Source organism: Pseudomonas marincola (assembly GCF_900682675.2).
Taxonomy (GTDB): domain Bacteria; phylum Pseudomonadota; class Gammaproteobacteria; order Pseudomonadales; family Pseudomonadaceae; genus Aquipseudomonas; species Aquipseudomonas marincola.
Window position 1 is genome coordinate 3,001,932 of record NZ_LR215729.2, and the last position, 25,982, is coordinate 3,027,913.

Genomic DNA, 25,982 nt, shown 5'->3' on the forward strand with positions numbered 1-25,982 from the left:
TGGATGCCTAGATTACCCGAGACGCAAAAACCAGTCAGAGCTAATTACCGAAAGCCCGCTGCAGCGCAGCTGCGCGCGTGAGGCTAATCAGGCCAGCTGAGCGCGGATTTTGTCTGGCTAGTCTTCAGAACGCCCGCCTCCCTCACGATCACGCTGATAATGGTGTTTAAGGGAGAATGTTGGCAGCCAGGATTCACGGCGGATGACCCAGCTTTCGTAGGTGGGCATCAGTTGCTCAGGTGCATCGAGTGAGCCCAGATGCACCTCTACCTCGTCTGCGCTGCGGGCGAAGACTGGCGAGCCGCAGTTAGGGCAGAAACACCGGCCTGCGTAGTCACGCGTTTCGCCCTTGATGCTCACGGCAGTCTCGGCAAATATCGCGCAGGCATTGAATAAGGCCCCGTGGTGTTTGCGGCAATCAATACAATGACAAATGCCCACCCGATAAGGCTGGCCCAACGCCACAATTTGCACCTTGCCGCAGAGGCAACTGCCCGTGTACTGCTGCATCTCAGACCTCCAACATCCAGCCTTTGATGCACCGTTTTATGCCTGAACTCAGCTCACCGCAAGTGATCGTGGCTCACGATCAGCCCGCCCACACAGTGAGTGAGCTGCAACGGCTTTGCAGGAATCTATTGATCTACTGAGCGTGATTGACGTCTCTGTGTGTGGGGCGAGTCGTTTGGCCAGCCTTGGGTTTTTCACTGGGCCGTCATAAAGATGCGCCTGCGTCACACCAAGCGAAAACTTCCAGAACACTAACCAGCCTTACGATCTACGCTGATGGCGAGCGTTCGGTCCTCCGAACAGCGTTAGCCTTGTTTGGACTTTTCGCAATTTTACTAGTCAGATGAAACTGAATGATCTGTTTCAGTTGTCAGAGGTGAATAAAGCCACAATGCCGAAATCCAGCAGATAGGCTTTCTTTAATCTGCATTGAGAGCGAGCCAGGCGCGGGTGGTTCTCGATAATTAATGCTGCAGTGTTTAAAACTCAACCACAGGAAATAGCATGTTAATAGTGTTGACCATCGCCACGTTGTTGATCGTCATCGCCAGTGCGCTGCCGTTATCCAGGCATCAGCATTGGGTCGTCAGAGTGATGGACTTCCCCCGAGTGCAAATCGCTTTCATGGCTGCGGTTTTACTTGTTATTAACTGCTTGTTTCTCGACTTAACTCGCGCATTCAGTTGGTGCTTAGTGGCCGCTGCAGGCGCGTGCTTATTGTGGCAGTTGAAGTGGGTCTTACCTTACACACGCATTTGGTCAAAGGAGGTCAACGCGAGCAAAGTGAGTGATCCTGCTCGCGAGCTCAGCATCATCACGGCAAACGTGCTGAAAACCAACCGCAACAGTGACGCATTAGTGGAGTTGGTCTCGCAGTATCAGCCCGATATTTTAGTCACGCTGGAGTCTGATAAATGGTGGGAAAGCAGGCTTGAAGCAATAGAAGTTGATCTGCCGTACAGCGTTAAGTGCCCGCTGGATAACCTGTACGGCATGCACGTTTACTCAAGGCTGCCCTTTAGTAACGAAGTGCTTTCATTTTTAGTGGAAGAGGATGTTCCGTCAGTTCATCTGTCGTTGCAGCTGCGCTCTGGCGATAAAGTGTGCATGCACTTTGTTCACCCCGCGCCCCCAAGCCCGACTGAAAATTCAGAATCAACTGAACGCGATGCGGAGTTGATTTGCATCGCTAAGAAAGTTGCGCAAACGCAGGGCCCGATTATTGTGACGGGTGATCTGAATGATGTGGCATGGTCTTTCACCACTCGCCTGTTCCGTAAAATTAGCGGTCTGCTTGATCCACGAATTGGGCGGGGGATGTTCAACACCTTCCACGCGGACTACCCGTTTTTACGTTGGCCTTTAGACCATCTGTTTCACAGTGCACATTTCAAGCTCAAGGATATAAAGCGCCTACCTTCTATTGGTTCGGACCACTTTCCATTGTTTACCGTACTGGTGTGTGAGCCTGAACGCGGTGCCAGTCAGAATGGCATTGCAGCTGACAGTGAAGATCACGCTGTGGCACAAGATATAGTCGACGAAAAAGACGTCACTACAGACGATGTGCCAAAACCTAATTAATGCCCTGGACTGAACCCGGCATGGACTGCTGCCCGAAAAAGGCATGATGGGGACCGCAAAAAAATCCTAGCGCTAACGTAGAAAAAGACGCTGTTCGAGTTTTTGATGCTGTGCTTAAAACTGCGCTTAAGGTCAGCACCGAGCAGTGCCAGGCGAGATCCGAGCCGGTGATCACGCGTTTGAATCCGCCCTCTTCACTCTGCGGTCAGCTGCAAGTGACCGTTCACGCGCAGCGCACTGCGCCAGCAAAAATGAAATCTTCCTGTTGAGTTGCGCTCGAATCGCTCGAAATCGGCCGCTTGGGCCAGTACGATAGCCGCCACACTTATGCGACCATATGCCGGATGGCGAGAGTGCACCTGCTTTTCATTGCACGGCGTGTAACCATCACCTGCAAATGCTACTGATTACCTACGCCAATTGGCCTGGCTCTACCCGTTGAACGGGGCCGTTAGAGCAAGCCGTAACATTCGAATGGGTACAGGATTGGTATTTTGGAAACCAAAGAAAACTCGCAAGGCCCGCAGTACAGGGCTGCATTGCTTGAGCTGCGTAATTTCCTCTCTTCGCAGATTCTCGGCCAGGAAAAACTGGTAGAGCGCCTGCTGATCGCATTGCTGGCCGACGGTCACATGCTGGTTGAAGGCGCGCCGGGGCTGGCGAAGACCAAAGCCATCAAAGAACTGGCGGAAGGTATCGAAGCTGAATTCCATCGTATTCAGTTCACCCCAGACCTGCTCCCGGCTGACATCACTGGCACCGAGATTTATCGTCCGGAAACCGGCAGCTTTGTGTTCCAGCAAGGGCCGATTTTCCACAACTTGGTACTGGCAGACGAAATCAACCGGGCACCGGCCAAAGTTCAATCGGCGCTGCTTGAGGCCATGGCCGAGCGTCAGGTGAGCGTGGGCCGCAGCACCTATGACCTGTCGCCGCTGTTTCTGGTAATGGCCACGCAAAACCCAATCGAGCAGGAAGGCACCTATCCGCTGCCGGAAGCCCAGCTCGACCGGTTCCTGATGCACGTGAAAATCGGATTCCCCGACGCCTCCGTCGAGCGCAAGATTCTGATGCAGGCTCGCGGCGAAGCGCTTCATGGTGAAGAGAAACCCGAGCACCGGGTCAGCCAGCACGCCATTTTTGCAGCGCGCAAGGAAATCCTCGGTCTGTACATGGCTGATGCGGTAGAGGAATACCTGGTGCAATTGGTGATGGCGTCACGCACACCTGCCAAGTTTGATCCGGAACTCGCCGAGTGGATTTCCTATGGCGCCAGCCCGCGTGGCTCGATTGCGCTGGACCGTTGCGCCCGCGCGCATGCCTGGCTTGCCGGACGTGACTTTGTCAGCCCCGAAGATATTCAGGCGGTGCTGTTCGATGTGCTGCGCCATCGCATTATCCTGTCGTTCGAAGCGGAGGCTGCCGGTATCGACCAAGACCGCGTCATCCAGCGTATTCTCGATGTAGTCGCCGTCGCCTGACCCTATGCAAACCCTTGCAGCCCAGCCTGGCATCCGCGTTAACCTCGCCGAGTTGATCGAGATGCGCCACCGTGTGCGCGAAGTGCAGCTGTTTTCGACAGCCGCCCGACGCAGCCCGCTGATTGGCCTGCACCACTCGAAACTGCGCGGACGTGGCGTCGACTTTGATCAGGTGCGGGTGTATCAGGCTGGCGATGATGTGCGCACGATTGACTGGCGGGTGACGGCGCGCACCCAAGAGCCGCACACCAAGATGTTCCACGAGGAGCGCGAGCGGCCCATCTACATCATGGTTGAACAAAGCCAGCGCCTGTTTTTCAGCACCGGACTGATGTTCAAGTCGGTGCTGGCCGCTCAAGCCGCCAGCCTGATTGGCTGGGCGGCGCTGGGACATAACGACCGGGTTGGCGGGCTGGTGTTTGGTGACAACGAACATCACGAGATCAAACCGCGTCGCAGCAAGCAAAGCCTGCTGCAACTGCTCAGCCGACTGGCGCGAGCCAATCAGGCGCTGCCCGGCGACCCGAACGCCGGCCGTGACAGCTTCGGCCTGGCACTGCGCCGCGCACGGGAAATTTTGCGCCCCGGCAGCCTCGCGGTGATCATTTGTGATGAGCGCACACTCAACGACAGCAGTGAACAACAATTGGCGCTGCTCGCGCGCCACTGCGATGTGCTCCTGCTGCCGCTCAGCGATCCACTCGATCATGCCCTGCCCGCCGCCGGTTTGCTGCGGTTTGCCGAGAGCGGTGCCAAGCTCGAACTGGACACCCATAACGCAGACTTGCGCCGTGCTTATCACGAGCAGGCGCAGGCGCGACAGGCGCGCTGGGAACGCCTGGCATTGAAGCTGCGTGTGCCTTTGCTGGCGCTCGACACCCAACGCGAGATGGTCGACCAACTGCGCGACCACCTCAACGGTTCAAGGGCCTCGAAATGAACCCGCTGGATCAATTGCAGCCACTTATCCAGCCAGACCCAATCAGCCTGTGGCCGCCGGCACCGGGCTGGTGGTTGCTGGCTGTATTGCTTCCCGTTGTGCTCTGGGGCCTGTACCGGCTGCTGAAAAAGCTACGCCGTAACCAGGCCGACAAACAGCCAGACATCAGCCAGGACCCGCTGCGCTTGGCCGCGCTGAGCGAACTTGAAGCCCTGCAGAAACCCTATGACGGGATGCAGGCCGGTCCCTGGTTACAGTCGTTGAATAGCTTGCTCAAACGTTTGTGCGTGCAGCGTTACCCCGACAGCCAGTGCCATACATTGACCAGTCGCCAATGGCTGGCCTTTCTCGACAATCGCTGTCCGGCTGCCGGGCTGACCCGCTGGATGATTTTGGTTGAAGGGGCTTATCGCCCTCATTGCCTGCTCGATGACAAAGCCATTGCCGGGCTCAATCAGGCAGTCGACACGTGGATTCGCAAACATGTTTGAATTTACCTGGAGCTGGGTATTTCTGCTCGCACCGCTGCCGTGGGTGCTGCGCTGGCTTCTGCCCGCAGCAGACAGCGGCGATGCGGCGCTGAATATCAACTTCATCAATGAACTCGAAGGCCTCAGTGGCCGCAAGGCGCGCACCGCATTGCCAAGCTGGCGGCGACAGGCGCGGTTCATCTTGCTGTGGATATTGCTCCTGAGTGCGGCGGCGCGGCCTGAATGGGTCGGCGAGCCGCTGCCCTTGCCTGCCAGCGGCCGGGATTTGCTGGTGGCCGTGGATGTGTCTGGCTCCATGGAATATGCCGACATGCGCTGGAATGACGAAGAAGTCAGCCGCCTGACACTGGTCAAGAACCTCTTCGGCAGCTTTATCGAAGGCCGCACAGGGGACCGCGTGGGCCTGATCCTCTTTGGCAGTCAGGCCTACTTGCAGGCGCCACTGACCTTCGACCGGCAAACCGTCAGCACCTGGCTGAACGAGGCAGTTATCGGGATCGCCGGTAAAAATACCGCGCTGGGTGATGCTATCGGCCTGGCCGTGAAGCGCCTGCGCGAGCGTCCCGCCGAAAGTCGGGTGCTGGTGTTGGTCACAGACGGCGCCAACACAGGCGGTCAGATCGAGCCACTGGTTGCCGCCAAACTGGCAGCCGAGGAAGGCGTGAAGATTTATCCGATCGGTATCGGCGCCGACCCAAAATCGGGCGGCCTGCTTGGCATGTTCGGCTTCAATCCCGGACTCGACCTTGATGAGCCCACGCTCAATGCAATTGCCGACCTGACCGGCGGGCAGTATTTCCGTGCGCGTAGCAGTGATGAGCTTCGCGCTATTGAAGAAACCCTGGACCGTCTCGAACCTGTTGAGCAAAAACCGACACTCGCGCGCCCGGCCAAGGCGCTTTACGCATGGCCACTCGGCGCAGCGCTGTTGCTTAGCCTGCTGCTGGCACTGCATGAGTTGTGGCCGCAACTGCAGCGCCAAATGCGCGCGTTCAAACGGCAGCCGAGCGAATCATGAGCCTTTTATCACTTTGGCCCCATTGGCTACGGCCTTTCTGGCTGCTGCTTATCCCGGTATTTCTGACCCTGTTGTGGCTGCTGTGGCACCGCGAAAAACGCAGTGGCCGCTGGCAACAGCTGCTGCCCGTGGCTTTTCACTCGGTTCTGCTGAGCGGCGGCCAGGGGCGCAGCAGTCGCACGCCAATTGTGCTGCTCGGTTGCGCCTGGCTGCTGGGCTTACTCGCAATGCTGGGGCCAAGCTGGCAGCAGGTTGAACAGAACAATCTCAAACCTGCCGACCCGCTGGTGGTGATTCTCGAACTGAGCCCGCAAATGCTCGCCAGTGATGTCACGCCAACCCGTCTTGAACACGCCAAGCGCAAGATCATCGACCTGCTGCAGATACGCAAAGATGCGCAAACGGCACTGGTGGTATTCGCCGGCAGCGCGCACACCGTGGTCCCGCTCTCGGACGACCTGAGCACGAGCCGTAACCTGCTGGAATCCTTGAAACCCGAAATCATGCCCGCACCGGGTCATCGCGCCGATCTGGCGGTAGAAAAGGCGCAGCAACTACTCAAGCAAGGCGCGCAAGGTCAGGGCCGATTGCTGCTGGTGGTGAGCGAACTGAATGACAGCGAACGCCAGAACATCGCCAGCACTTTGGGCACTCAGGGCCAGCGCCTGAGCATTCTCGGTATCGGCACCCAGCAAGGCGCGCCGATTGTCCAGGCTGACGGTGGTTTCCTCAAAGATGCTCAAGGCGCGATCATGATCCCCCGCCTCGACAGCAGTTCACTCGCTCGCTTTGCCACCAGCATTGGCGCCCAATACCGCCAGTCCCGCCTCGACGACCTCGACCTGAGTGGGCTGGGCCTCTTGGGCGGGCCACAGAAGCTGCGCGAGGAAGGCGAGAAACAACAGTTACAGGTATGGGCTGATCAGGGCCACTGGCTGGTGTTGGCGCTGGTATTACTGGCGGCATTCGCTGGCCGTCGCGGCTGGATATTCTGTGTGCCGCTGCTGCTCCTGAGCCTGCCGCAAAATAGTTACGCATTCGGCTTTGACGATCTCTGGTTGCGCCCCGACCAACAAGGCCAACGCCTGCTGCAAGCGCAGCGTCCGGCAGAGGCCGCGAAACGTTTCAGCGACCCGCAATGGCAGGGCCAGGCGCTGTATCAGGCAGGCGACTATGCCGGGGCGGCAGAACGGTTTGCCCAGAGCGACAGTGCTGCCGCCCACTATAATCGCGGCAATGCGCTGGCGCGCAGTAACGAGTACGAGGCGGCAATCGAAGCCTATGAACAAGCTCTGGATCTGCAACCTGATCTTGCTCAGGCCCAGCAGAACAAGGCTCTGATCGAGCAATTGCTGCAACAGCAACAGCAGTCGCCACAAAATCAGCAGGATTCGCAGCAGCAAGACTCGCAGAACTCGCAAGAAAACAGCCAGCAAGGATCTGAGCAAAACAACAGCCAGGCGCAATCCTCTGCAGATGCGCAAAACGCTGATGGCTCGACTGATGATCAGACCAGCGAGCAATCGCCAGGGCAAGATCAGGCCGCAGACAGCCAACAGGACGGCCAGAGCGCTGAGCAATCCAGCGCCGGAGTTGATGCCGGCCAGCCGGACGCGCAGGCCGCTCAACAACAAGCCCAGCAGGATCAGGCAACGCAATCTGCCGCCGACAAGTTGGTCAAATCGACCGAAGCCATCGATGGCGAGCGGCGCCAGTCACTTGAACAATGGCTGCGGCAAATACCCGATGATCCGGGCGAATTGCTTAAACGCAAATTTTGGTATGAACAGCAACAGCGTCAGGAAAACCCTCAATGACCCGCCTGCTTTGCATTTTCCTGTTGGCCCTTTTTGCGGCCACTTCCGTCAGCGCCAAGGACCTCATCGCCAGCGTCGACCGCAGCACCTTGAGTGTCAGCGAGACGGTGGAGTTAAGCCTGGAGTCCGACGACACCACGCTGTTCGGCAAACCGGATCTGAAACCGCTCAACGAGTTGTTCGATGTGCTCGGTACGCGTCAGGTCAACCGCCTGACCACCCTCAACGGTGAGGCCAAGGCCACGACTCGCTGGATCGTCACCCTGCAGCCGAAAACCACCGGCACCGTGGTTATCCCCTCGCTCAGCCTTGAAGACATGCACAGCCAGCCGATCACCCTGCAAGTGGTCGAGGCCAGCAAAGACGCAAACAGCAGCAAGATGGCGCCGGTATTCATTGATGCCAGCCTGGATAAAGACTCGGTGTATGTGCAGGAACAAGCCGTGCTCACGCTGCGCATCTATCACTCGGTTTCACTGTATGACGACAGCAGCCTGACCCCGCTGGAAATCCCCGACGCGCGGGTCGAGCCGCTTGAAAAACCACGCACCTACGAGAAGCTGATAAATGGTGTACGCCACGGCGTGATCGAGCTGCGTTATGCGATTTATCCTCAGCACAGCGGTGCCCTGGAAATTCCTTCACAGGCATTCAGTGCCACCGCGGTTGCGGCCAACGACAGCGATGACTACAACCCCTTCGGCCCGCGTCCCGGCAAAGTGGTCCGTGTGCGCTCACCGCAGATCCCGCTCGAGGTCAAAGCCAAACCGGCCAGCTACCCGGCCGATGAACCGTGGCTTCCGGCGCACAAGGTCACTCTGACTGAGAGCTGGAGCCCGGACCCGGCAAGCGCCAAGGTCGGCGATTCGCTGACCCGCAATATGATGCTCAATGTCGAAGGTCTGTCCAGCGCTCAACTGCCGCCGCTGGCGACACCCGATGTCAAAGGCCTGCGCCGCTATCCCGACCAGCCGACCCTGAGCAATCAGGTCACCCCGCAAGGCATCACCGGTAGCCGCGAAGAACACGAAGCATTGGTGCCCAACCAGCAAGGCAAGGTCGAATTACCGGCCATTACGCTGACCTGGTGGAATACCCTGACCGATAGCCTTGAGCAGACCAGTATTCCCGCGCGCACGCTGGACGTAGCCGCCAATCCACAACTAACCGAGCCGCAGATTCCGGTCGAGGCGTTGCCACCTACCGTAATTCAGGGGCCAGCAGTCTGGCCGTGGCAACTGAGCACTGCATTGCTGGGCCTGACGACCTTTATTGCGCTCGGTTTGTGGTGGCGCGCACGACGCCTGCCGGCGGTCTCCAAGACGGCCCAAACCGGCCCAAGCCCACGCACCCTGCTCGACGAACTCAAACGCGCGTGCCAAGCCAATGAGCCTAACCAGACCCGTCAGGCGCTCGATGCATGGGCCCGCCAGCAACCCTGCACGCTGGCCGAAATGGCAGCGCGCGACGTGCCGCTTTCAGCCGCGCTTGATGAACTCAACGGTGCGCTCTACAGCGAAACCGGCCAGCAATGGCAAGGTGAAGCCTTGTGGCAGGCTATTCGCTCGCTGCCGGCCCTCGAAGCGCAACAGCCCGCTACTGTAGAGGCCAGCGCGCTGCCGCCCCTCTATCCACGCTAAGAACGCCCTGCCCCGGCTGATTAGCCATGGGCAGGCCAGTTTGGCGGAACAGGCACACAGCTCTGGGCCTTTTGTGCTGTCCGCCGGCGGCTTCTTGCTACTATTAGGGAACCACTGGCTGCAACTCAGGTCGATGCACAATGCACGCCTCGTGCAGCGTACAAAGCCGATAGCTAATGCGGTTCTCTCATATAAGGAATGCCCTCATGTTCAAACCATCCAAGGCTCTGCTGATCAGCCTGACGCTGGCCGCTTCGCCAGCTTTTGCCTTCACGCTGGATGACGCCACAAATGCCGCCAGCGGCGTGGCATCAGGCATGGGCGGCTCCGCAGCCAGCGCACCCATGACCGGCCAGACCGGTGATTTGCTCAGCGCCCTCTCGGGTCAACTTGGGGTCACGCCCAATCAGGCTGCTGGCGGTACCGGCGCGCTGCTCGGGCTGGCCAAGAACAAGCTCGACCCAAGCCAGTTCAGCGAGCTGAGCAAGGCGATTCCGGGCCTCGATCAATTTACCGGCAACAGCGAACTAATGGGTCAGGCAGGCAGCCTGCTCGGCAAGGCTACTGGCAGCCAAAGCGGCCTGGGCTCGATGATGGGCAACGCCAACAGCATGGCCGATGTGAGCAAGACCTTCAGCGCGCTGGGCATGAACAGCGACATGATCAATCAGTTTGCGCCTGCCCTGCTCGACTATTTCGGCAAGCAAGGCCTCAGCGCGCCGCTGCTGCAATCGCTGGGCAGCATCTGGGGCGTCTGATCACGCACGGCTGGCCGGTGCAAACAACCGGTTAGGCGCAGCGCCCGATAGCAGAGCAAAAAAAACCGCGGCTCAATGGCCGCGGTTTTTTCTTACCTGCGAAAAGTGCTCGGGGATCAGGCCGACTTGGCCAGCTCCTTGTTACGCAACTTCTGCGGGTTGATCAGGAAGCGTGCCAGTGCTGGCAGCAACCAGATGGCGCCGAACATGTTCCACAGGAACATGAAGGTCAGCATCAAGCCCATATCTGCCTGGAACTTGATCGCCGAGAAGATCCACGTTGCCACACCAATGGCCAGACACACGCCAGTGAACAGCACCGCTTTACCCGTCGACTTGAGCGTCTCGTAATAGGCTTCCTGCAGGCTCAGGCCTTGACGCAGGTAAGTTTCGAGACGGCTGTAGATATAGATACCGTAGTCGACACCAATACCCACACCCAAGGCGATTACCGGCAAAGTCGCCACCTTCACGCCGATGCCCATGTAAGCCATCAGTGCGTTACCCAACACCGAAGTCAGTACCAGCGGCAACATCACGCACAAGGTCGCGGCGACAGAGCGGAAGGTCAGCAGACACATCATCCCCACCGCAGCATATACAGCCAGCAACATGGTGGTTTCAGAGTCGGCGATAACCTCGTTGGTTGCCGCTTCAATACCGGCGTTACCGGCTGCCATGATGAACTGCAGGTTCTCGCTGCTATTGGCCTTGGCGAAATCTTCAGCGACCTTCACCGCACGCTCCAGCGTGGCAGCTTTGTGGTCGTTGAGGAACACCAGTACCGGCGCTACCGAGCAATCTGCGTTGTACAGGCCATCGGCGCGGGCGATCGAGTTGTTCAGAATGTCCTGGTTACGCGACAGCGTTTCCCATTTCAGGCTGCCCTCGTTCATCCCCTTGATCACCTGACGCGACACCGTGACCATCGAAATGGCCGACTGCACGCCCTCGGTGTTCTCCATCTGCCACATCAACTGATCCATGGCATTCATGGCCGGATACGTCGAGCATTGCTCAGGCGGCGTCTTGACCATGATCACCAGTACATCGGAGCTGGTGGAGTAGTTCTGGATAACGAAGTTGTTGTCGAGGTTGTAGCGCGAATCCGGACGCAGTTCAGGTGCACCCTGATCCAGGTCACCGATCTTCAGGTTCTGGCCGTACCAGACGCCACCCACCATGGCCATCAAGGCAATAACGATGGAAATCGGTGCCACAACAGGGTGCGCAAAGTTGGAAATGGCGCGCCAGAACGGATGCTCGCGCACCGCGTCTTCACGGCTGACCTTCACCGCCTTCTTGCTGATACCGATGTACGAAATCGTCACCGGCAGCAGAATCAGGTTGGTCAGAATAATTACTGCCACACCCATCGAGGCACCAATGGCCAGCTCGCGGATTACGCCGATATCAATCAGCAGCAGCGTAACGAAGCCCACCGCATCCGAGAGCAAAGCCACCAGCCCCGGGATGAACAACTGACGGAATGCCATACGCGCAGCCGACAGCGAGTCCGTGGCATCGCTGGACGCCATGGCAATGCCGTTGATCTTCTGCACCCCGTGCGAAATACCGATGGCAAAGACCAGAAACGGCACCAGCATCGAGTAAGGGTCGAGGCCAAAGCCCACAGTTTTCAGCAGGCCCAACTGCCAGACCACCGCAATCAACGTGGTGATAATGACGGCCAGAGCGCTCTTGAAGCAGCGGGTGAACCACAGCAGCAGAACGAAGGTGATACCGATCGCCACCGCAAAGAACAATGCCACGCCGACCAGGCCGTCAATCAGGTCACCGACCTTCTTGGCAAAGCCGATGATGTGGATTTTTACGTTGGGATTCTGCGCCTGATATTTCTCGCGAATCTTCTCTTCCAGCTCATGCGAGAACTTCTGGTAGTCCAGCGGCACCAGCTTGCTCTGGTCTTCCGGGTCTGGATACGCCTCAAGCAGCGGCACATCGACAATGCTCGACTTGAAGTTGTTGCCGACCAGACGGCCAATCTGACCAGACTTGAGAATGTTGTCGCGCAACTCCTCAAGGCTTTCTTCAGAGCCATCGTAGGTTTGTGGAATCACCTCGCCACCGGAGAAACCTTCTTCGGTCACTTCGGTCCAGCGTACACTCGGGCTCCACAACGACTTAAGCCCCGAACGGTCAACACCGGAGATGTAGAACACCTCGTCGTTGATCTGGCGCAGGGTTTCCATGTACTCCTTGCTGAAGATGTCGCCGTCGACCGCTTCAACCGAAATGCGCACCGTGTTGCTCAGGTTCGACAGGTCGTTGCGATGCTCCAGCATCTTCTGGATGTAAGGGTGACCCAGCGGAATCATTTTCTCGAAGCTGGTCTGCGGGCGAACCTGCGAAGCCTGATAAAAGAGAAAAACGCTAATCAACAGACACAGCACAATAACGGCCGGTCGGTTGTTGAAAATCAACCGCTCCAAGAAGGAAGCGGGCTTTTGTTGATGCTTACTCATGCAAACTCTCCCGGCTTATTATTGTTGGCCCAGCTCGGCGCCAGTAGGCGTGGCGATGTGCAATCCACCCTGCCCCACCAGAATCAGGTTGCCGTTATCCAGTGCTGCAACACTGGCAATTGACAGTCGGTCCAGACGATTGACCAGACTGAAACTCTTGCCGTTGTCGGTGCTTTTCAAAACAGTGCCGCCGTGACCCACGATGATGATCGAGCCGTCGGCCAACAGCGTGCTGCTGCTCAGACCAAACTCGATCGGGCCGTTACCCGGCGTATGAACTACGATTTGCTCCCAGGTGTCGCCAAAGTCGGTCGAGCGGAACACGTGGCCGCGCAAGCCGTAAACCAGCAGCGTGCGTGGCTCGGCAGTTGGCGCAACGCCAAACAGTGAACCCTCGTACGGGCCCTGCAAGGTTTCCCAGGTTTGGCCCCAGTCCGGGGAGCGGAAGATCACGCCCTGCTCACCAACGACCATCAGGCCGGCATCTTTAACCGGGACAATGGCGTTGAGGTGATAACCGTCTTCGTTGCCCATGCGGTCACTGATGTCTTCCCAGTTCGCGCCGCCATCCAGGGTTTCCAGCAGCGCACCGTAGGCGCCCACGGCAAAACCGTGCTGGGCATCGTTGAACCAGATATCCAACAGCGGTGCTTCACGGGTGAGGTCTTCGAACTGTTTGGTCCAGGTCGCGCCGCCATCAGTGGTGGCGAGAATCTGCGAGTCGTGGGCGACCGCCCAGCCTTTCTGGTCATCGACAAAGTAGGCAGCCGTAATCATCTGCCGGGTTGGCACCTTGGCCTGCACCCAGTTTTTACCGCTGTCGTCGGAATAGAGAATGTGCCCGCGGTCACCAAACACCAGCATGCGTTTACCTGCATGCACGACGTCGAGCAGCAGCGTGCGGGTGGCATGAGCAGATTCAACAGAATAATTGGTAGCGGCTTCGCCGGCCTGAACCTGTAGCGGCGCAGTGGCGAACGTTAAAGCACAAAGCACGCTGCATAGCGAGAGTGTTTTGGCCAGCGGCGAGTGGACGCGTAACGCCGGTGTGCGCAGGTTTCTTGCGACCAGACCGGACTGGGTGCGCCGCATGACGGGCTCACTCATAGACCTTCCCCTTTGTTTTTATTAGATACTTCTGCTTTTACGCAGGTTTCTTATGCTACTGAGCAAACTTGCAGCCTGACAATCAACGCGACGTTATGTTTTGTTAACAGCCAGTGACCGGGCAGTCAGAGCAAACGCTGATGCTAAAGCACTGCCTTGGATCAATTCCTGAAAAAATCAGGCTAACACTCAGACACCCAAGAGCCTTAACCATACGCAACCCTGAAGCGAATTCAAACGCTTGTATCATTAAACCTGGCTTTATTCATCAGATTTAAGCGACTTATTCGCGGCACTGATCACGCTGTAATCCAATCAACGATTGTCTGGCAATTATCTGCGCCTGACTATCTGTCCGAGCGCCGCCAAATTGTTGGTCAAAACGCTCACTGCAGCGCAGCACTATCAGCCAGACAAAAAAAAACGGGTTGTGGCGTCCGAGCAGAACTCGGTAGCCACAACCCGTTTCAGGGCAATGTGCAATTGCCCGGTGACAATAGCGCGATGGCGGATCAGGCCAGGCTCTTGCTCACCACCTCATAAACATCGCTGGACAGCTCACCCGAAGCCAGAATGCGCTCAAGCTCAGCCTTCATCAGCGCCTGACGCTCAGGGCTGTATTTGCGCCAGCGCGTCAGCGGCGATAACAAGCGCGAGGCGATTTGCGGATTGAGCGCGTTCAGGGTGATTACCTGATCGGCAAGGAAGCGATAACCGCTGCCATCGAGTTGATGGAAGTTGATCGCATTCTGGCCGCCAAAGGCGCCAATCACAGCCCGCACCTTGTTCGGATTTTTCAGGTTGAAGGCCGGATGCTGCATCAGCTCCTCAACCCGCGCCAAGCCACCAGGCATGGTGCTGGCTGCCTGCACGCTGAACCACTGATCCATCACCAGAGCGTTGTCCTTAAAGAACTCGGCGAAGCTGGCGAGGGCCTTGGCACGCGCCTCGGTGTGCGTGGAGTTGACCAGCACCGCCAACGCCGCCATGCGCTCGGTCATGTTGTCGCAATGCTCGAACTGCTCCAGACACGCTTCAAGCACTTGCTCTTTGCCGGTGAGCATCAGGTAAGACAGCGCGATGTTTTGCAGACGACGACGGGCAAAGTGCTCGGCTTCGGCCACATACGGGCTGTTGCGCGAGACTTCGCGATAAGCCTGATAACGCTGCCACAGCGGCGCGTACAGGGCCTGCGCCAGCGCTTCGCGGGCAAACTCGCGGGCAGCGTGAATGGCATCGACATCCGCCACTTCTGCAATTTCAGTCAGGTAGCCTTCACCCGGCAACGAGAGCATTTCCGAGACCATGGCCGGATCCAGCATCTCGTCGGCCAACACCGTTTCGAGCGCACTGATCAGGCGCTGATCCATAACCATTGGCTCGCCACGTTGCTGTTGGCCCACCAGTTCTTCAAGCACCTGCACGGCCAATTGCTGGCTGGCTTCCCAACGGTTGAAGCCATCGCTGTCGTGCTGCATGAGGAACATCAACTGGTCACGGCTGTAAGGGAAGCTCAGCTTGACCGGCGCCGAGAAGCTACGCAGCAGCGACGGCAACGGCTGCTCGGCAACACCGAAAAACACCACTTGTTGCTCGGCCTGATCAATCGAGATCACCCGCGTGTCAGCACCCGCCGCGGCTTCACCTTCAAGCTGCAACGGCAAGGCCTGGCCTTGCGCACCGATCAAGCCAAGCTCAACCGGAATCACGAATGGCAGCTTCTCGGTCTGTCCCGGCGTGGCTGGGCAGCTTTGCTTGAAGGTCAGGGTGTAACGTTGCGCGTCAGCGTCGTAAGCCTCGCTGACCTGCAAACGCGGCGTACCGGCCTGGCTGTACCAACGCTTGAACTGGGTCAGGTCAACGCCATTGGCATCTTCCATGGCCTTGATGAAATCGTCACACGTTACGGCCTGGCCGTCGTGGCGCTCAAAGTACAGATCACTGCCCTTGCGGAAGCCTTCGGCGCCGAGCAGGGTCTGGATCATGCGCACCACTTCACTGCCCTTCTCGTAGACGGTCAGGGTGTAGAAGTTGGAGATTTCAATAAACGCATCCGGGCGCACCGAGTGAGCCAGCGGGCCGGCGTCTTCGGCGAACTGGTGGGTGCGCAGATAAGCGACATCTTCAATGCGCTTGACCGTTGGCGAGTTCATGTCGGCGCTGAACTGCGAATCACGGAATACCGTGAAGCCCTCTTTCAGCGACAACTGGAACCAGTCGCGGCAGGTCACGCGGTTGCCCGACCAGTTGTGGAAATATTCGTGGGCAACAATTGCCTCAACCCGCTGATGCGCAGCGTCGGTTGCGGTTTCGGCCTTGGCCAGCACGGCGCTGGAGTTGAAGATATTCAGGCCCTTGTTTTCCATGGCGCCCATGTTGAAGTCGTTCACCGCGACGATCATGAAAATATCCAGATCGTACTCACGGCCGTAAGTCTGCTCGTCCCAGCGCATCGACTTTTTCAGGCTGTCCATAGCATGCTGGCACTTGTCGATATTCTCAGGCTCGACATAAATGCGCAGCGCCACTTCGCGCTCGGTCATGGTGGTGAAGGAGTCTTCAACACACCAGAGATCACCGGCCACCAAGGCAAACAGGTAGGCCGGTTTCATGAACGGGTCTTCCCACGTTGCCCAATGCCGGCCGTCTTCTTCGCTGCCGCTGGCAATCGGATTGCCGTTCGACAACAACACCGGATAGCTGTGCTGCTCGGCGCTGAGCGTGGTGGTGAACTTGCTCATGACATCCGGGCGGTCGAGGTAATAGGTAATCTTGCGAAACCCTTCCGCCTCGCACTGGGTGCAGAACATGCCGCTCGACTTGTACAGGCCTTCCAGCGCGGTGTTGGTTTCCGGATGGATGCGCACACTGCTGTCGATAACAAAGCTGGCGCTGTCCGGGTGCAAAGTCAGATGGCTGTCGGTGAGCTGATAGTCCGCCTCGCCCAACGCGCGATCATTGAGCGCCAGCGACAACAGCTCAAGCTCCTGGCCGTCGAGTTCCAGCGGCGGCAAATCACTGCCGAGCGCGGGGTTACGGCGCATCACCAATTGCGCATGCACCAGCGTGTGGTCGTCATGCAGTTCGAAGGTCAGGTGCGTCTCATCGATCAGGTAATCGGGCGCCTTGTAGTCCTTCAGGTAAATCATTTTCGGTTGTTCAGTACGCATGGTCGCCTCGTCGATTGAGAGATACACAAGCTGCTTGCGAAATGGAGTGCGGCGTGGGTTTTACAAACACAAAAGCACACGCCGTATACAGCAGTTTTACCGGATCAGAAGGCGCTGACAGCAATCTGATAGGCGGTGTATTTACGAATATTGATAACCCCGGTGTCGAACATCAGGTATTGGCCTTTGATGCCGAGCAACGTGCCTTCTGCCAGCGGATTCTTGTCGAGGTTGAAGCTGGTGATCTTCGCGGGATAGCCATCAATCGGATAGGCAATCTCGACCGGCTCACCATCGTTCAACGGCTGAATGGCTTGAATACCAAAGCGCTGTTGCAGTTGTTCAATGCCTTCACCGCAACTGGCAAACAATTGCTCGCGCACAGCGCGCAGATCAACCGGCGCTGCATCGCCTTTGAGCAAGGCGCGCCAGTTGGTTTTATCCGCGACCTGGCTGCGTAACAAGTCTTCAACAAAGCCTGACTGCTGACGCGTTGCAACGCGCAGGATCGGCAGCGCCTGGGTCGCGCCCTGATCAATCCAGCGGGTCGGAATCTGTGTGGCGCGGGTAATCCCGACCTTAACCCCGGATGAGTTGGCCAGATAAACAACGTGATCAGTCATGCAGAACTGCTCGCCCCAACTCGGCTCGCGGCATGTGCCAGCGTCGTAATGGCAGCGCTCGGGGCTCATGATGCAGATATCGCACTGCGCCAGCTTTTGCATGCACGGGTAGCAATAACCCTGGCTGTAGCTGCTCTTGGTCTTACGCCCGCAATGGCTGCAATGGATCGCGCCGAGGAACTCCAGCCGCACGGTTTTGCCCACCAGCGGATTAACCGGGACTAATTCATCATTCAGCCGAAAGGCGTACTGCACAGGTGCTTCAAGTTGCACCTGCATTTTGCTCAGGGAACCGCGAGCCAACTCACTCATTTAAAAACAGCCATCAATGCAAAGTATCGGAGGATTTGAACAGAAGATTAGGCACCGGCGCAGATTTCGAACTGCATTCTTGCGGACCCATGTAACCAATGCGCTCTTCTTCCGGGAGGTTTTTGATTTCCCAGGCGATGAGCGCCTGCAGGCTCAGCTCTTTCTGTTCCTGAGTCAGCTTGCGGCCGTCTGGCCATTTGCCGATCTCAACCGCGAGCTTGAGGCTCTGGTAGATTTCAGGGGTGATGTTTGCAATGGTTTCATTAAAAGACGACATGCGCGCCTCCCGACAGAGTGGGGCAAAAAATCATTTTAACAGGCCAACGCGCAATCTCGCGATGCACAGCGACCGTCGTGTGTCTTGCGCCGGGCTTGCGCACTGAAATCGCGTAAGCCCGGACAATTATCGGCGGGCACGGGCCATGAGGCCGCCAACCAAGCCAGTGGCGCAGCCTGCAACCAGACCGCCAACATGCGCCGCGTTGGCAATAGAGCCAAACTGCAGCAGTTCGAAAATACCGGTCATGCAAATCAGCAACCAGGCCAGCATCATGATCAATACGCCAGGCGGCAGCCGGTATTGCGCATTAGGTGCCAGGCGCTGGTAAATCCAGCAGTGCCCGAGTAAGCCGTAAAGCACACCGGAAAGCCCGCCGAACAGGCTGGGGCCGCCAAGCTGATACTGCGCAACGTTGGACGCAAGACCAAATAGCAGCGTCAGCGCGATCAGCATCAGCGGGCCCTGATAACTCTCAATGCGCCGCCCCAGCTCCCAGTACCACAGCGAGTTCATCGCCAGATGCAAGAAACCGAAATGCAGCAGCATCGGTGTTAGCAGTCGCCACCACTGGCCGCTGTCCATAGTGTGCGCGAGTGAGGCGAAGTAGATGTAATCGCCCTTGATTTGAAAGTCGACAAAGCTGAACCAGCGTACGGTCTCGAAGTTATCACCGAGCAAGGTGATGGCCGCGACAATAAAGGTAATCAGCAGCACCCCACTGGTCACCGGGTTGCGCTTGATCTGCTCGACAAAGCCCGGCATCGACCGCTGCGGTTTGTCCGCGGCCAACTGCAACTCCTCGCTGCCGTGCGGGTACTGCGCATACAGTTCGCGCACCTGCACAGCCAACGCCTCGCCTGGCACCCAGAGCACTTGCTCGCCAGACTCTTCGGCGACCCGGTGCGGCACCTGCAGGCGCTGCAACATCGCGACAAAGCCGCTGAGATTGGTCTGCATCGGTAAACGTAGGACGGCTACAGCGCTCATTGTGGCAACTCCGGTTTTTCTACATCGACCCAGACGAATTTGTTGGCATCAATGCGATGCTCCTGATCCAGCCGATACGCGACCAGCTTTCCATACAGCACCGCGCTGTAATCGAGGCAGGCCAGATTGCTGCGGATCGCCGAGGGTTTGCCACTGCGCCAGTAATGACCGACAAACAACATGGGTTGGTCGGACGGGTATTGCAGCAACTCGTTTTTCTGCAATTCGCTGAGCGGTGTGCGCGCCGCCAACTCGGGCAAGGCATCGGGCTGGAAGACGATATCGCCGTAAGTCTGCGGGTTCTCTTCCCAGAACTTGGTGCGAAAGAACGAACGCGTAAAGCCATCGTCACTGGTCAGCGTCAGCCCATGCGGCAAGCGCATATCGGTGCCGCGCAGCAGGCGGTTGAATACGGTATTGGCAAAGCTGCCGTACACCGCCGAAGCCTTGAGGAATTTCTCGTTGATCAGGCCATCCGGGAACTGTGCGCGCAGCGGCGTGATCAGGCTGTCATCCCAACAGGCGTGCACGGCGCGAAAACGCCCGGCGTCGATAAACAACGGCAGCTGATAGAACCAGTCGTGCAACTCACGCCACTCCGCCGGATACGCCGCAAACTGCTCAAGGGTTTCGGCGATCAGGCGGGTATGGCGCTCGGAATGCTCACGCACATGCAAGCGACCGCTGCCGGGCGGTGCGGGCGTCTCCCAGGCCAACGCATTGAACTCATGGTTGCCCATGATGCAAGCGGCCTGCCCCACCTCGACCATGTCGCGCACCAGATGCACGGCCTCACGAATGCGCGGACCGCGATCAACGATGTCACCGAGAAAAATCGTCTGCCGGCTGGGATGACGCCAAACGCCGGAAATTTTCCGATAGCCCAGCTTATCAAGCAGGCGCTCCAGGGTATTCGCGCAGCCGTGAATATCGCCTATGAGGTCATAACTTCGTTCGGGATCCAGGCGCATTAGTCGCCTCCGCCACCAAGGCGACTGCCCCAACCCAACTTGGTACGGCAGACCTCGTAGTAATTGTGATCCAGCGGATGGATCAGGCGTAACTTCTGCGGCTTCTTGCTAACCGTGACGGTGTCGCCCGGCGCACAGGTGAAGTGATTCTGGCCGTCGCAGGAAACCTGCGGATAGATCTGCAAATCCTTGGACACGACGATTTTCAGCTCACTGTTGCCATCAACCACGATCGGCCGGCTCGACAGCGTGTGCGGGTACATCGGCACCACCACAATGGCGTCCAGCTTGGGGTGCATGATCGGCCCGCCGGCAGACAACGCATAGGCGGTGGAGCCGGTGGGCGTTGATACGATCAGGCCATCAGCTTTCTGGCTGCAGACAAACTGACCGTCGATGTACAGCTCGAACTCGATCATGCGGGTCGATTTACCCGGATGCAGAACCACATCATTCAGAGCGTCGCCCTGCCCGATCGCCTCGCCATTGCGACGGACTTCAGCCTGCAACAAAAAGCGGTTTTCGCTGAGGAAATTGCCTTCAAGTACCTCGGCGACCTTCATTTCCAGATCATCCGGGCGGATGTCACACAAGAAGCCCAGACTGCCGCGGTTAACCCCAAGCACCGGGGTTTTATGGCGGCACAGCGCGCGTGCAGCGCCGAGCAGGCTGCCATCGCCGCCGATGACGATGACCAGGTCGCAAATTTCACCGAGACTCTTGCGCGAGGCTGTCTGCAGGCCGTGGCCCGGCAGCACTTCAGCGATGGTGTCTTCGAGAATGACGTGCAGATGACGGTCGAGAAGAAACTTCTTCAAGCGTCGAATAGTGTCCAGCACCTGAGTGCTGCCCAAGCGGCCAATGATGCCGATATTTCGAAATTGCTCCATGGGGCTCTCGCAGGCTCTGGGTCTTTAAGGCTTTGATTATGGGCGAAAGGCGTTCAGCGCGGCAAACTTGCGACGCGAAACAATCTGCCCGTAGCCGTATGTGTCAGATGGGTGCTGGAAGGCCCAATTGCAACCGCAACATGCACATCAAGCGCTTGAAGCGCTATGCTCGCTGGATGAATCCTTTTGAAAACCTGCTCGATCTGCCCATGCGCCTGCAGCAACCTGCGGTACGCGATCTGGCCTGGGTGATTATTGCCCCACCCCTGCTGCAAACCGCGCCGTGGCCGCAGCGCCATCCGTTGCAGGCAAGCCGCTGGCTAAGCGCCCCTGAACAACTGGCTGACTGGTTACTGCAACTCGACCAGCAACCCGACGCCCTGCGCCATTGGCTGGCAGAGCGTTCGGTGCGCAGGCTCGGTTTGTATTATGAGCGGCTGTGGCAATTCGCGCTGAACGCAGCGCCGGATGTTGAGGTCTTGGCCGCCAACCTGCCCATCCGCCAGCGTGGCCACACACTCGGCGAACTGGATTTACTGCTGCGTGATGCCGAGGGCGTTCATCACCTTGAACTGGCGATCAAACTGTATCTGGGCGCGGACGCTGAACAAGGTGAATCGCCGGCGCATTGGCTGGGCCCCGGCAGCCATGACCGACTGGATATAAAACTTGATCACCTGTGCAACCACCAATTGCCGCTTTCGTCCCGCGAAGAAGCACGCGGCGCCTTGGATGAGTTGCAAATAAACACGCTCAACGCGGCGATGTGGGTCTCGGGATACTTGTTTTATCCGTGGCCGCAACCCTGCTCGTCACCGACCGATGTCAATGCACAGCACCTTAAAGGCATCTGGCTGCATCAATGCCAATGGGCCGACTTTCTGCGCACTCAGGGCGACGCCTGCTGGCAGGTTCTGCCACGCCACAACTGGCTGGCGCCAGCACGCATCAGCGACGCTGATCACTGGTCGCGCGAGCAACTGCACATCTGGTTTGCCACCCTCGGCCCACACGAAAACGCCCAATTGCTGGTGCGCACAGAGCGCAGCGCATGCGGCGACTGGCTGGAAAAGCAGCGTCTGTTTATCGTGTGCGACGACTGGCCCAATACTCAGGGCGCAGCCGCGCACTAGCTGTACCGATTACCTACTGCGCCTGCAGCGCGCGGAGGATTTTCTTGCCGGCGCGACCGTCCTGCGGTTGCAGGCCCAAACGCTTTTGTTCGCTGACGATTGCGCGGCGCGTCAGCGTACCGATCATGCCGTCGGCCTCGCCGATCTCGTATCCCCGCGCCAGCAGCAACTCTTGCACTTGCTTACGCTCAGCGCGGCTAAGGCCCGGATCATCGGTTGGCCACGGCGTGACAAACTCGCCCTGCCCGCGCAAGCGGTCGGACAAATGCGCAATCGCCAGTGCGTAGCTCTCAGCCGCGTTGTAGGAATAAATCGCATCGAAGTTGCGCATCACGATAAACGCCGGCCCTTTGACCCCGGCAGGCAACAGAATGCCAGCGGCGGTATCACTTGAAGGCAACGGCGAACCGTCAATTTTGCGCACGCCAGCAGCCGCCCACGAACTTAATGGCCGCTTGTTTTTACGCCCGCTATTGGCGGAATTGAAGCCACTCGGCAACTTGACCTCATAACCCCAGGGCTGGCCCGTCCGCCAGCCGGAACGCTTGAGGTAGTTGGCGGTAGACGCCAATGCATCCGGGATGCTGGCGACCAGATCGCGGCGACCATCGCCATCGCCGTCCACCGCAATACGCTGATAGGTCGAGGGCATGAACTGGGTGTGGCCGAATGCACCGGCCCAGGAACCGTTAAGCTCCTCAGCCTGAATATCGCCGGACTGCAGCAGTTTGAGCGTGGCAAACAACTCGCCCTGAAAGAAACTCTGACGCCGACCGTAGCAGGACAGCGTCGACAGCGAAGTCAGCAGCGGGCGCTTGCCGAAGGTTTTACCGTAGTCACTCTCCACCCCCCAGACGGCGACGACCGTGGCCGCATCTACGCCGTATTGACGGGAAATCTTCTCCAGCACCGCGGCATGCTGCTTGAGCATCGCCTTGCCATCATCGACCCGCTGCTGGTCGACCAATGCTGCGAGGTAGTCCCAGATCGGGGTGCTGAATTCAGGTTGCGCGTCGAGCAGTTCGATCACGCTCATGTCTGGCGCAAGATCGGCGGTGTAGCGCTTGTAGGTCGCGGCCGAGACGCCTTTGGCTTGTGCCTTGCTTTGCAGGCCGGCCAAACATTGCTGGAATCCGTCTGCCGCATCCGCCGCACTGGCCGCGGCACTAGCCGCCGCACTAGCCGCCGCACCCATTAACAGCAGCGCTGCACCTGACACCAAACGATTGCTCGCCATTATCGCCCTCCATAACGTCACCGCTGGCGCCACTGCGCCGCTCTTCACACCATGGTAAGGCACGCGCCCCATGCACTGACAAGTGCCGGGGCGCAACAAATCGTGATTAGCCCGAGAGTCAACTTGCTCAAATGCTACTGGAACGCTGCCAATGCCGCCGCACGCCCCTGCAAACCGCCGGTATGGATGAAGATCAGCCGACTGCCCTGGGCAACCAGACCGGCTCGCACGTGTTGTTGCAGAGCAAACAAGGTTTTAGCGGTATACAGCGGCTCCAGCGGGATATTCATCTGCTGCTCGCACGCCTGCATAAAGCTCACCAGTTCACTGTCTACCTTGGCAAAGCCGCCACGGCACGCATCGAGCAGTTGATAGCCGCTATCCGCCAAACCTGCCTGGCCGAGTAACTGCGTAACCTGCGCTTGTACGCCGTGGGAAGCCGGTACGGCCATAGCGCCGTATACCGGATGCGCGCCAGTCTCGGCCATGACCAGCCCGGCCAGCGTGGTACCTGTGCCAGCGCCAAGCCAGAGTGCGTCGTAGTCTGCCCAACCGATCGCCGCCAGTTGCTCACGGATCAGGCCAATGATAGGCGCACAGCCACGCGCGCCCAACAAGCCGCCGCCCCCTTCCGGCACCGGCTGAAAATGGGCGTATTGCTGTTGCCACGGCACCCAGAAATCGGCCTCATGGCGTTTTCGATAGCCGCCATAGCCGAGCCAATGCAACTGCATGCCGAGCGCTTTGAGATCGGCAACAGTGGGGGTTTGGCATTCTGTGCCGCGCAGCAAGCCAACGGTTGGGAAGTTGAAGCGGGCCCCGGCACTGGCCAGGGCATGCAAATGATTGGAGTGCGCGCCGCCCAGGCTCATCACCCCGGTGCAACCGGCGGCATCGGCCTGCTGCAGATAACCACTGAGCTTGAACCACTTATTGCCACTGATGAGCCGGTCAGTAAGGTCGAGACGCAAGACAGCCAGCTCAATCCCTGCTGCGTCCAGCCAATCAAGATGTACCTGCTGCAGCGGAGCAGAAGGCGCCCAGTCAGGCGCGATCAGAGGCAAGGCTAGCCGGTAGTCTGCATGCGACTTGCGACCATGTGCCGGGCACAACAGTTCGACTCGTCGGCGACAAAGCGGCTCGGGCTATCGACCCGGTCAATCGGAATCGAGCAGCGTTCACCGCTCGGCAACAAGGCTACACAGCACGGCTGCTGGTAGTGTTCCAGCCACTGACGGTACTGGTCTTCGCCAACGAAACACTTGGCAGCCACATACGCCATGGTGTTGCGCTGATAGTGGGTAATGTCCTTCAGCGGAATAGTCAGATGGCCCGCGCCTGGATGGTAAACAACAAAGACCACGCCCAGCTTGGCGAGCCGTTCCAGCACTTGCTCGCCGGTTTGGCTAGATGCATGTTCGAGTTCGTGCTGCAGCCGCTGCTGTTCAGCCTGCAGCTTGGTATTCTTCTGCTCAGCGCGCTTGAGGTTCTTCTGCAACGATGCAATCTGCTCTTGGTATTCGACCACTGCGGTGTTGATCCGCGCTTTGATCTCGCTTTCAAACTGCTTGCGCAGCGCTGCGGTAGAGGATTTATCGTCACGTTCGAGGCGATTCAGCTGCTCAGTGAGCTCTTCCCGAGAGGCTTGGAAGGTCGCCGCCTGAATCGCCAGCTGGGCCTTGAGCGCAACATTGAGCTCGACTTGCTGCTGGAGCGACTCCTCGGCAAGCCGGACCTTTTCCTGCTGCTCAGCTGAGAAATCGGCACTGGTAAACTTAAGTTTGGCCAGCTCCTCTTCGTACTGTTTAGTCAGGCTGGTGATGCGCAGGCGTTGTTGCTTGATCAACTGTGCAGCCTTGACCCGCTGCTCCTGATTGATCTTCTCGGCCAGTTCCAGCGCATCCGGATCACCCGCTCGCGGCGAGTCGGCAATGTGCCAGTTTTCTTCGCCACTGACTTGCAGCTCTGCAGCGCTGGCCGCCACGCTCGCCTCGTCTTCAACCAGCAGGCCCAGCGTGTTGCGGGTAATCGCTTCTCTGGCAGCCGTCAAATGGTTCTTGCCGGGCGCCATATTGGGGTCCCACAAATGACCCTGGTGCCAGGAAACCGGACATTGGCTTCGGCAGGCCAGGCGGATCGGGCCCGCGCCCAGATCAGGGCCGCGCCCCGCCCGCTCAGCCAAATGCTGGAGGGGAATGTTCCAGCTCTTGTCGGGGCGACCGCTCTCGTCGAACTCCAACAGAAAACAAACCACCGAACGAATTTTAAGCCGTGGATTGATGGACAGGTGGACCATACGCACCTGCTTGCCGACATAGCTGGGCATGTTGACCACGCCATCGAGCAATGCCTCAAACTCTGGGTAGAGCATTTGCGTACAGATGCCGCCCTGCTCATTGAAGAACAGAACGGCTTCAACCGTCTTCGGTTTTTTCTGCATCCGTGTCACATCCCTTGATTCATCAGCCCTGACAGCTGGCAATGCATGCGCGCAAGAAAATAGTCCATGCGGCAGCCCTTCATCGCTGCGCAAGTCTAGGAGAAAAC

Annotated in this window: 21 protein-coding genes; 9 read left to right on the top strand and 12 right to left on the bottom strand. The window is 58.4% G+C overall.

The genetic code is table 11. The features are described from left to right. Positions 1–117: 117 nt before the first annotated feature. Positions 118–510 carry a GFA family protein gene (locus PMYSY11_RS14000; RefSeq protein WP_150549556.1) on the bottom strand — a complete coding sequence of 131 codons (393 nt, stop codon included), beginning with the start codon at positions 508–510 and terminating at the stop codon, positions 118–120. Between the two features lie 504 nt (positions 511–1,014). On the opposite strand from PMYSY11_RS14000, the gene PMYSY11_RS14005 reads away from it, so the two are divergent. The 8 genes from PMYSY11_RS14005 to PMYSY11_RS14040 all read left to right on the top strand — a co-directional run bounded on the left by PMYSY11_RS14005 (position 1,015) and on the right by PMYSY11_RS14040 (position 10,239). Continuing rightward, on the top strand, positions 1,015–2,094 hold the full coding sequence (locus PMYSY11_RS14005; protein WP_150549557.1) for an endonuclease/exonuclease/phosphatase family protein: 1,080 nt from the start codon (positions 1,015–1,017) through the stop codon (positions 2,092–2,094). 494 nt (positions 2,095–2,588) lie between these two features. Continuing rightward, complete coding sequence (locus PMYSY11_RS14010; protein WP_069899007.1) at positions 2,589–3,575, top strand: AAA family ATPase; 987 nt, start codon at positions 2,589–2,591, stop codon at positions 3,573–3,575. A 4-nt stretch (positions 3,576–3,579) separates the two neighbouring features. Then, positions 3,580–4,515, top strand: coding sequence for a DUF58 domain-containing protein (locus PMYSY11_RS14015; protein WP_090508612.1), 936 nt, complete (start codon positions 3,580–3,582; stop codon positions 4,513–4,515). Next, a complete protein-coding gene (locus PMYSY11_RS14020; RefSeq protein ID WP_090508613.1) occupies positions 4,512–5,006 on the top strand; it encodes a DUF4381 domain-containing protein in 495 nt (164 codons plus the stop codon). Before PMYSY11_RS14015 ends, PMYSY11_RS14020 begins: the two co-directional genes overlap by 4 nt. Continuing rightward, positions 4,999–6,024, top strand: a complete 1,026-nt coding sequence (locus PMYSY11_RS14025; RefSeq protein ID WP_090508614.1) for a VWA domain-containing protein — start codon at positions 4,999–5,001, stop codon at positions 6,022–6,024. The genes PMYSY11_RS14020 and PMYSY11_RS14025 overlap by 8 nt, the downstream gene beginning before the upstream one ends. Then, positions 6,021–7,841 (top strand): vWA domain-containing protein, encoded by a 1,821-nt coding sequence (locus PMYSY11_RS14030; RefSeq protein ID WP_150549558.1) that lies wholly within the window; start codon positions 6,021–6,023, stop codon positions 7,839–7,841. The genes PMYSY11_RS14025 and PMYSY11_RS14030 overlap by 4 nt, the downstream gene beginning before the upstream one ends. Further along, positions 7,838–9,481, top strand: coding sequence for a BatD family protein (locus PMYSY11_RS14035; protein WP_150549559.1), 1,644 nt, complete (start codon positions 7,838–7,840; stop codon positions 9,479–9,481). The genes PMYSY11_RS14030 and PMYSY11_RS14035 overlap by 4 nt, the downstream gene beginning before the upstream one ends. Positions 9,482–9,687: 206 nt before the next feature. Then, complete coding sequence (locus tag PMYSY11_RS14040) at positions 9,688–10,239, top strand: DUF2780 domain-containing protein (RefSeq protein WP_069899019.1); 552 nt, start codon at positions 9,688–9,690, stop codon at positions 10,237–10,239. 116 nt (positions 10,240–10,355) lie between these two features. Here PMYSY11_RS14040 and PMYSY11_RS14045 read toward each other — a convergent pair whose 3' ends face one another. The 8 genes from PMYSY11_RS14045 to PMYSY11_RS14080 all read right to left on the bottom strand — a co-directional run bounded on the left by PMYSY11_RS14045 (position 10,356) and on the right by PMYSY11_RS14080 (position 21,065). Continuing rightward, positions 10,356–12,725 carry an efflux RND transporter permease subunit gene (locus PMYSY11_RS14045; protein ID WP_069899021.1) on the bottom strand — a complete coding sequence of 790 codons (2,370 nt, stop codon included), beginning with the start codon at positions 12,723–12,725 and terminating at the stop codon, positions 10,356–10,358. An 18-nt stretch (positions 12,726–12,743) separates the two neighbouring features. Further along, positions 12,744–13,832: a WD40/YVTN/BNR-like repeat-containing protein gene (locus PMYSY11_RS14050; protein WP_239655486.1), complete on the bottom strand. Its 1,089-nt coding sequence runs from the start codon at positions 13,830–13,832 to the stop codon at positions 12,744–12,746. A 512-nt stretch (positions 13,833–14,344) separates the two neighbouring features. Continuing rightward, complete coding sequence (gene pepN / locus PMYSY11_RS14055; RefSeq protein WP_150549560.1) at positions 14,345–17,002, bottom strand: aminopeptidase N; 2,658 nt, start codon at positions 17,000–17,002, stop codon at positions 14,345–14,347. Positions 17,003–17,106: 104 nt separating this feature from the next. Further along, entirely contained in the window at positions 17,107–17,937 is an 831-nt protein-coding gene (locus tag PMYSY11_RS14060) for a DUF2797 domain-containing protein (protein ID WP_069899027.1), read from the bottom strand. A gap of 13 nt (positions 17,938–17,950) precedes the next feature. Continuing rightward, the gene (locus PMYSY11_RS14065) at positions 17,951–18,214 is read right to left on the bottom strand and encodes a YeaC family protein (protein WP_069899028.1); all 264 of its coding nucleotides are present in this window, start codon (positions 18,212–18,214) and stop codon (positions 17,951–17,953) included. A 126-nt stretch (positions 18,215–18,340) separates the two neighbouring features. Beyond that, a complete protein-coding gene (locus PMYSY11_RS14070; protein WP_150549561.1) occupies positions 18,341–19,204 on the bottom strand; it encodes a rhomboid family intramembrane serine protease in 864 nt (287 codons plus the stop codon). Continuing rightward, positions 19,201–20,175 carry a metallophosphoesterase gene (locus PMYSY11_RS14075; protein ID WP_090508620.1) on the bottom strand — a complete coding sequence of 325 codons (975 nt, stop codon included), beginning with the start codon at positions 20,173–20,175 and terminating at the stop codon, positions 19,201–19,203. The genes PMYSY11_RS14070 and PMYSY11_RS14075 overlap by 4 nt, the downstream gene beginning before the upstream one ends. Beyond that, the gene (locus tag PMYSY11_RS14080) at positions 20,175–21,065 is read right to left on the bottom strand and encodes an NAD(+) kinase (RefSeq protein WP_069899031.1); all 891 of its coding nucleotides are present in this window, start codon (positions 21,063–21,065) and stop codon (positions 20,175–20,177) included. The genes PMYSY11_RS14075 and PMYSY11_RS14080 overlap by 1 nt, the downstream gene beginning before the upstream one ends. Positions 21,066–21,205: 140 nt before the next feature. Between PMYSY11_RS14080 and PMYSY11_RS14085 the strand changes: the two genes are divergently transcribed. Further along, positions 21,206–22,198: a DUF1853 family protein gene (locus tag PMYSY11_RS14085; protein WP_239655487.1), complete on the top strand. Its 993-nt coding sequence runs from the start codon at positions 21,206–21,208 to the stop codon at positions 22,196–22,198. 13 nt (positions 22,199–22,211) lie between these two features. Here the strand turns inward: PMYSY11_RS14085 and PMYSY11_RS14090 are convergent, their stop codons facing one another. The 3 genes from PMYSY11_RS14090 to PMYSY11_RS14100 form a co-directional block, all read right to left on the bottom strand. Next, complete coding sequence (locus PMYSY11_RS14090) at positions 22,212–23,435, bottom strand: lytic murein transglycosylase (protein WP_197737978.1); 1,224 nt, start codon at positions 23,433–23,435, stop codon at positions 22,212–22,214. A 134-nt stretch (positions 23,436–23,569) separates the two neighbouring features. Beyond that, positions 23,570–24,493: a 1-aminocyclopropane-1-carboxylate deaminase/D-cysteine desulfhydrase gene (locus PMYSY11_RS14095; protein WP_150549726.1), complete on the bottom strand. Its 924-nt coding sequence runs from the start codon at positions 24,491–24,493 to the stop codon at positions 23,570–23,572. An 8-nt stretch (positions 24,494–24,501) separates the two neighbouring features. Then, a complete protein-coding gene (locus PMYSY11_RS14100) occupies positions 24,502–25,875 on the bottom strand; it encodes a chromosome partitioning protein ParA (protein WP_150549562.1) in 1,374 nt (457 codons plus the stop codon). Positions 25,876–25,982: the final 107 nt, after the last annotated feature.

Bases quoted from the DNA above. Each gene is read 5' to 3' on its own strand.
- PMYSY11_RS14030 (WP_150549558.1), top strand. From the start codon at position 6,021: ATGAGCCTTTTATCACTTTGGCCCCATTGGCTACGGCCTTTCTGGCTG.
- PMYSY11_RS14045 (WP_069899021.1), bottom strand. From the start codon at position 12,725: ATGAGTAAGCATCAACAAAAGCCCGCTTCCTTCTTGGAGCGGTTGATT.
- PMYSY11_RS14085 (WP_239655487.1), top strand. From the start codon at position 21,206: ATGCACATCAAGCGCTTGAAGCGCTATGCTCGCTGGATGAATCCTTTT.
- PMYSY11_RS14040 (WP_069899019.1), top strand. From the start codon at position 9,688: ATGTTCAAACCATCCAAGGCTCTGCTGATCAGCCTGACGCTGGCCGCT.
- PMYSY11_RS14050 (WP_239655486.1), bottom strand. From the start codon at position 13,832: ATGAGTGAGCCCGTCATGCGGCGCACCCAGTCCGGTCTGGTCGCAAGA.
- PMYSY11_RS14015 (WP_090508612.1), top strand. From the start codon at position 3,580: ATGCAAACCCTTGCAGCCCAGCCTGGCATCCGCGTTAACCTCGCCGAG.
- PMYSY11_RS14005 (WP_150549557.1), top strand. From the start codon at position 1,015: ATGTTAATAGTGTTGACCATCGCCACGTTGTTGATCGTCATCGCCAGT.
- PMYSY11_RS14070 (WP_150549561.1), bottom strand. From the start codon at position 19,204: ATGAGCGCTGTAGCCGTCCTACGTTTACCGATGCAGACCAATCTCAGC.
- PMYSY11_RS14100 (WP_150549562.1), bottom strand. From the start codon at position 25,875: ATGCAGAAAAAACCGAAGACGGTTGAAGCCGTTCTGTTCTTCAATGAG.
- PMYSY11_RS14020 (WP_090508613.1), top strand. From the start codon at position 4,512: ATGAACCCGCTGGATCAATTGCAGCCACTTATCCAGCCAGACCCAATC.
- PMYSY11_RS14090 (WP_197737978.1), bottom strand. From the start codon at position 23,435: ATGGCGAGCAATCGTTTGGTGTCAGGTGCAGCGCTGCTGTTAATGGGT.
- pepN (WP_150549560.1), bottom strand. From the start codon at position 17,002: ATGCGTACTGAACAACCGAAAATGATTTACCTGAAGGACTACAAGGCG.
- PMYSY11_RS14060 (WP_069899027.1), bottom strand. From the start codon at position 17,937: ATGAGTGAGTTGGCTCGCGGTTCCCTGAGCAAAATGCAGGTGCAACTT.
- PMYSY11_RS14065 (WP_069899028.1), bottom strand. From the start codon at position 18,214: ATGTCGTCTTTTAATGAAACCATTGCAAACATCACCCCTGAAATCTAC.
- PMYSY11_RS14080 (WP_069899031.1), bottom strand. From the start codon at position 21,065: ATGGAGCAATTTCGAAATATCGGCATCATTGGCCGCTTGGGCAGCACT.
- PMYSY11_RS14035 (WP_150549559.1), top strand. From the start codon at position 7,838: ATGACCCGCCTGCTTTGCATTTTCCTGTTGGCCCTTTTTGCGGCCACT.
- PMYSY11_RS14025 (WP_090508614.1), top strand. From the start codon at position 4,999: ATGTTTGAATTTACCTGGAGCTGGGTATTTCTGCTCGCACCGCTGCCG.
- PMYSY11_RS14000 (WP_150549556.1), bottom strand. From the start codon at position 510: ATGCAGCAGTACACGGGCAGTTGCCTCTGCGGCAAGGTGCAAATTGTG.
- PMYSY11_RS14075 (WP_090508620.1), bottom strand. From the start codon at position 20,175: ATGCGCCTGGATCCCGAACGAAGTTATGACCTCATAGGCGATATTCAC.